Source organism: Mucilaginibacter sp. (genome assembly GCF_964263795.1).
Classification (GTDB): Bacteria; Bacteroidota; Bacteroidia; order Sphingobacteriales; family Sphingobacteriaceae; genus Mucilaginibacter.
Genome location: NZ_CAXVWK010000067.1, coordinates 1 through 6,213 on the forward strand (window position 1 = coordinate 1; position 6,213 = coordinate 6,213).

Below are 6,213 nucleotides of genomic sequence, written 5' to 3' on the forward strand. Positions count from 1 at the left end.
CCAATTTACCTTCAAGGATGTTTCGGTATTCCGAAGGTACTAACTGACTATCCACTGCTAAGTACCAACCTTGCACAGATTGGTCATAGATCCGATGGCTGATCTGACCGGGGAAAGCATAATATATAGAGTTTGCGTTCAAACAAATTTTCTCAAAGTCAACCATAAGCATAGCATTGCCTTTTTCCAAAAGAAGAAAAACGTAGTGGTCGTTACGCTGGACGTTGACTACATTATACGCATAAGGTATATCATCTATTTCAAATCGCATAATATCGATTTTCAAGCCGGATCTCTCTGACAACAGATGAATAGGAATTGATTTCACTTGCTTAAAATCTCATTTAAAAATTATTTTTTTTAATAGTGCAAAAGCTCAAAGGTAAATAATATGTAATCATATTGGCATTTTATAGCTGAAACTGTATGAAAATTAAATCAGCACCGACTGATGTCATACAGGTGATTTGTCCGCCGTTTTACTTTAACATACTCTCTTCATCTGCATCCCCAGTATTCTAGATAGCTTATCAAGTTTGCTGGCAATATGCCCGACGCCTACGGCACAATGGTGAGCCGGCCCGTGGCTGTTCCAATCGCTGACGAAAGCACGTGCTCCTAACGGGAATTTATACCTGCTATTGGTATTGCCTATTTGTAGTATCGGCCCCTTTACAGTATGCCCTTCAGCAACTAACATAACCAGTTCGCCATCGCCCTTTTCAAGTATTGACAAACAAGTGATCGGGCCATTCTTTACCGCCATTTCAACTGACAAGCCTCGTCCCACCTTACCATGATATACTTTTAAAGGCCTTACTTTTGTACGGCCCTCTGCAATAGCAATGTGACCAGGCCCGTCATGTCCCATTAAAACCACATCGTCATTATAATCCATTGCATAATACTCTGTAAATGAACCGCCCGCACGGAAGCTATCCATGATTTTCATGGCTTGTGCATTTTTTATTTCATATTCGCCGGCGACCGGAATACCATTGCCGGTCAGTAACGAATTTCCCAGGATCATAGAGCTCATGGTATCTTCATTATCGGCATTGCCGGTTCCTTTATAGTAATAAGCGAAAGAGCCAAGCTTGTATTTAAATACTAGTTTGTCCATCGCTACAGATGTTCTTGCAGCACGTAACAATTCGGCATCGGTACAATCGTCCTGTACATCCAGCTTTTCGCGAAATTCTTCTACACGTTTAAGGGCGTCGGCATGGCTAACCTCATTTTTTAAAGCTGTCAATTCTTCCACCTCAATATGTTCAAAGTGCCCGCCAAAATATTTGAGCTGCAAAGTGAGGTCTGTATAGATGTCCAGCATCCCGGAATAATAATGTCCCATGCAGCCCATGCGGTTGTTGCGCATCACATGCGTAACATGAGCTGCCTCTATCCATTCCGTTATTTCCGTCTCGACGACCTGGTCGTTCTCCAGAATGCCGGTAACCTGGTAAAATTTGATACCTACACGCTGAAACACATTAGCGATTTCAGGCACCGGGCAGGCCGAGCAGTATTTAAGCCATTCACCGGTCATCAGCGTGCGGTCTTTAAGATCATTGAAACTATTATAATCTATTTGCGCTGCGGGCGACAGGTTGAGCACTACTACTGGCGCGTTTAATTTTTGTACTACCGGCAATACTGTGGATGACAGCGCATACGTACCTACGTACAAAAAAACCAACCCTACATCCTCACGCCTGAATGTCTTACCGGTTTCAAATGCCTTATCTATGGTATCAACTATACCTCCGTTCACTACCCGGGCGTTTTGACCCGAAAATTTACCGCAGAGCGTATCAAGATAGCCTTCGAGAGATGTTTTTAAAACTTCAAATTGCTCCCAATACACGTCCAGCCCAATTCCGAACACCCCGATTGTTAAGTTATTGTCGATCATTTTTATAGTATCGGTATCAAGGAAATTTTGCAAGAATTGATATTTGATAGAACGATGTTGAAAGGACCTGACCCAGACGACGGATCGCTTTATTAAATTGGTTGAATAAAAGTAATATAGTCTAATCTGAAATAAATACAGGTTTTGACATTTGATTTATACATTTTGACAATCGACGACACTATTACAAGTTCTATTCGCATGAAAAAATGACCTGGTTTATTTTATAGCAACTGCAGCTTATATCAAAAAACACATCACAAATGTCAAAATCCGTAAAACGGAAAAAGATATATGTTGGATATTAGCAGGATTAAGCCATTTAAACCGGGAATAAATCCTGCCATATAACCATCATACTATGAAACGTAAAAAAGAAAATCTGCTGCCAATATTGCTAGGTGTATTAATGGCGATAACTTGTGGTTGTGTCCCGGGTATAGGATTCGCCCAGGGAAAACGCAAACAGGCAGATCTGGTTATTGCCAATTTTGATAAGCAAGGCAATCAGATTATCCGCTACAGCAACGTGGGCGATGCCATTGACGCTCATGACGGAGAAATAGCATTGTTTAACAGCACTTACTATTTGTATGGCACCAGTTACGATTGCGGTTTCGAGTGGCAAAATAAAAAAGCAGCATTTTGTGGTTTCAAGGTATATGCCTCAAAAGACATGCAGACCTGGACGGACAAAGGTTACCTGTTTGATGCAAGTTCAAAGCTTTGGCAAAGCCGTTGCAACGGCAATACATATGGCTGCTTTCGTCCTCATGTTATCTTCAACAACAAAACCAGATTGTATGTGCTATGGATAAATGTTTATGATAATGTATCCGGTTACCGGGTTTTTACAAGCAAATCACCGATTGGCCCTTTTATAGAAGTTGCCGAGCCTAAAGTCGCGGTCAACTCATCCGCACCGGCCGGTGGCCTGAACAATGGAGACCACGATACTTTTGTGGATGATGACGGAACTGCTTACCTTGCCTATACCGATTGGCGTACAAACGGCTCAATTGTAATTGAAAAACTTAGCGGCGATTATTTAACTGGTACAGGCGAAGTGACGAAATCTGTTACTGAGGGCAGGACCGAGGCCCCCGGCATGTTCAAAAGAAATGGCATTTACTACGTGGTTTACTCTGACCCTAATTGCGGTTACTGCTCAGGTACCGGCGCTTCCTACAAAACAGCGTCATCCCCACTTGGCCCATGGTCTGCCGGTAAGAAGATCAGTGATAATTCGTGCGGCGGGCAGCCTTCATTTGTATCAACCATCAAACTTGGCACCGGTAATATCTATCTATTTGGTAGCGACCTTTGGAATAATGCCGCAAAAAATGAAGCGCTGGCTAACTATTATTGGGCACCACTTACATTTAATCCAGATGGTTCTATTATTCCAATGACCTGCGATCAGCCTTTTAAGGTTACCGGCAGTAAAGTGACCCAGGTGCAAAACGAAACGGTAAAAACTAACATCAAAAGTTTAAATGACATTGCCGGCGATGTAAAAAGGTTGCAATCATTTGTCGCCAAAAGAAGTGGTATGCTGTCTATCCAACTACCAGTTTACAAAGCCGGTGCTGTTAATGCCGGCTTAAATATAGCCATCTATCGTGGAGACGATGATGGCAAACTGACAGGCACTGCCTTGGTTAATAAAACCATAGAAGCAAATGATATTGGGTGGTCTATTAAACGCCAAACTGTCTATCCTAAAATTAAGGTGGTTAAAGGCAATGTTTACTGCGTGGTAATGTCGTCACCAACAACTGCGGGCGGCTATGGATACACGTATCTTGACAAAAAAGTAAGCGCTGCCGGAATAGCGTTTGGTAAGCTGCAGGGAGACGATTTTGCAGAAGAGCACGGCAAAATGCTTGACTTTGAGATCGTAATAGAAAAGTAAATTGTACCTGCGCGGATGTTATTATTACGTTTTGTATTTTGGTTTATAATTTAGTCATAAGCTTTTGGGCAAATTAGATGTGATTATTTTGGTATATTGAATTAGTTATGGACAATCCGCAGGCATATTCATTTGTCTTGGCCATCATAAGTATATTAAATGATCAATTATTATAAATATTTGCCGGTAAGCCGCGAGGACGAGAATTGGGGGCTTTACGTTTTAAACACAGGCTGCACCCATATTGAGGCAGCGGGCTCATATCCCATCAAGAATCATCCGGCACATCACTACTTCAACTGGGCCATTGGCAGAGTATTGAATGAATATCAGATCATATACATCACTAAGGGAAAAGGTGTTTTTGAATCTGACAGCTGCAAACGCCGTGAGATAAAAGCCGGTACCATAATTATCCTTTTTCCGGGTGAGAGGCATCGCTATAAACCAGACGGCGAAACGGGCTGGGACGAATACTGGATAGGTATAAAAGGTGACATTATTGATAACCTGGTGAAAAAGAATTTTCTTCGCCGCGAAAATCCAAGTATTTACATCGGTTTTAACGAAGGCATACTTAATCTCTTTCACAACATAATTGAAGTGACGAAAAAAGAAAACGTCGGTTACCAGCCTTTTATATCGGGTGCGGTGCTGCACCTGATCGGCAGTTTTCATTTCGCCCTTAAGCAGAATGCGGCAGAGTGTAAGGAGGAAGAAATTATTATTAATAAGGCAAGACTCTTGTTCCGCTCAAACATTGCCAATGATTTTTCTCCAGAGCAGGCGGCAGCGGAATTGCAAGTCGGTTATTCCTGGTTTAGAAAAGCGTTTAAAAATTATACAGGCCTGTCGCCTGGGCAATATTACTTACAGTTAAAGGTGGAGCGTGCTAAAGAGCTTTTGAGCAATCCAAAGATTCCGTTTAAACAAGTTGCCTATGACCTTCGTATCGACAGCTACTTTTATTTTTCAAAAATGTTTAAAGAGAAGACTCGAGTAACACCTACCGATTACCGTAAACGCGTATTAGGCTTATTATAACACGAGCCGAACCATGCTAATTGATAGTACTGATAATACTCTTTAGTTAATTAAGCGTGATTAATATTAACAACTTCTTGAGATTGGATTGAAGATAATTTCCATTTTTTGGCATGCGTTTACGAGAGAAGTGAAGTAAGGGACATTCCGAACAAACAAAAAACATAAAGCTATATATTCAACTCTCAAAATATGAATATCCTTATCGGCAAGTCATTAAAAACATTGGTTCGAGTCCTGTCTTGATCAGTTTTAGCTGGAATTTTGTCAGAACCTTATGGTACAAAACTCGAACCATTTATTAGAAGATTTGAAGCTTTTGAGTGAGTTATTAGCTGCCTAACACATCTGCTTCTGAAAGTACAACAAGCGTATACTAATTTTCATCTGCCTGTAAGTTTACATTGAGGCGGTCTTTAGCGAGACTCTCGTATTGTAGTTCAGTCAATTGTGAAAAAAGATAATCATCATTTAACAATTTAAGAAAGAGTTTTTTGGAAACTCCCGTTGTCAACCTAACCCGAGAATTGTCATCATTGAATCCAATCTTTCCTGTTAACTCGGGATGGTTGTTGATGAAATTAATCACGTTAACTACGGGCACAGCAAGTACAGGAGATGTGCGAATTCTCATCAGCTTTCGAGCATTGGGTAAATTTGCAGCAAGTTCATTAAGTTGTTCGATGTCCTCAAGTAAAGCTAGGGCCTCTACCAACGCAATTGTATTTTGGGCCTGAGTGCGTATGACTTGTTCGAATCCAAAAAATCTCTCAAGAATATTTAGTTTCAACACTATAAGGTTCCCATCGACCATCATAAAATCAAAGCTTTTATCAATAGCTATAGCATCGCTATCTAAAGCTACCAACCGTTGATTGCTTGGTACCAATAAAAAACGATCTCGTTTAAGGAGATTTACTGGATGATGTTTTTTATATAATGCTATTTGATTTCCCTCATTGCCAATTGTAATTGTAAGCTCCCCTTTTTTCCACTGCACTTAAAAGTATAAAATCATTGTTTATTTTTTTGTTTTATAGGGTCAGGATATTTGATATTCCGATGGAGACAGATACCCTAAGGATGCATGGGGGCGGTGTTGATTATAATCTATCCGCCACTCTTCGGCTTTTTCCCGCACATCGTCCAGCGTTTGAAAGACGTATGCATTGAGCAGTTCCCGTCGGATGTTGCCATTACTGAACTTGCCCTATTTTGACGGACACTATGTTAAGGTGTAGAAATCTTAATTTAGTAAAATGGCTACAAGAAAGAGTTACAACCGGTCCTTCAAGGAGGAGGCGGTTCGGTTATCGGAAAAGTCTGGAGTTACCCAGGT

At 41.0% G+C, this 6,213-nt stretch carries 5 protein-coding genes and 1 pseudogene; 2 read left to right on the plus strand and 4 right to left on the minus strand.

Annotation, left to right across the window (positions count from 1 at the left end):
- Positions 1-286 (minus strand): annotated as a pseudogene (locus tag ACE5CV_RS12285) (hypothetical protein); the annotation flags it as partial.
- Positions 287-484: 198 nt separating this feature from the next.
- Entirely contained in the window at positions 485-1,915 is a 1,431-nt protein-coding gene (locus ACE5CV_RS12290; RefSeq protein ID WP_374950473.1) for an arabinose isomerase, read from the minus strand.
- 361 nt (positions 1,916-2,276) lie between these two features.
- On the opposite strand from ACE5CV_RS12290, the gene ACE5CV_RS12295 reads away from it, so the two are divergent.
- Together ACE5CV_RS12295 and ACE5CV_RS12300 are read left to right on the plus strand one after the other, a co-directional pair.
- A complete protein-coding gene (locus ACE5CV_RS12295) occupies positions 2,277-3,830 on the plus strand; it encodes a family 43 glycosylhydrolase (protein ID WP_374950474.1) in 1,554 nt (517 codons plus the stop codon).
- A 159-nt stretch (positions 3,831-3,989) separates the two neighbouring features.
- On the plus strand, positions 3,990-4,874 hold the full coding sequence (locus ACE5CV_RS12300; RefSeq protein WP_374950475.1) for an AraC family transcriptional regulator: 885 nt from the start codon (positions 3,990-3,992) through the stop codon (positions 4,872-4,874).
- 376 nt (positions 4,875-5,250) lie between these two features.
- Here the strand turns inward: ACE5CV_RS12300 and kwaB are convergent, their stop codons facing one another.
- Positions 5,251-5,874, minus strand: a complete 624-nt coding sequence (gene kwaB, locus ACE5CV_RS12305) for an anti-phage protein KwaB (protein ID WP_374950476.1) — start codon at positions 5,872-5,874, stop codon at positions 5,251-5,253.
- Between the two features lie 42 nt (positions 5,875-5,916).
- On the minus strand, positions 5,917-6,063 hold the full coding sequence (locus tag ACE5CV_RS12310) for an integrase core domain-containing protein (protein WP_374950477.1): 147 nt from the start codon (positions 6,061-6,063) through the stop codon (positions 5,917-5,919).
- Positions 6,064-6,213 lie beyond the last annotated feature (150 nt).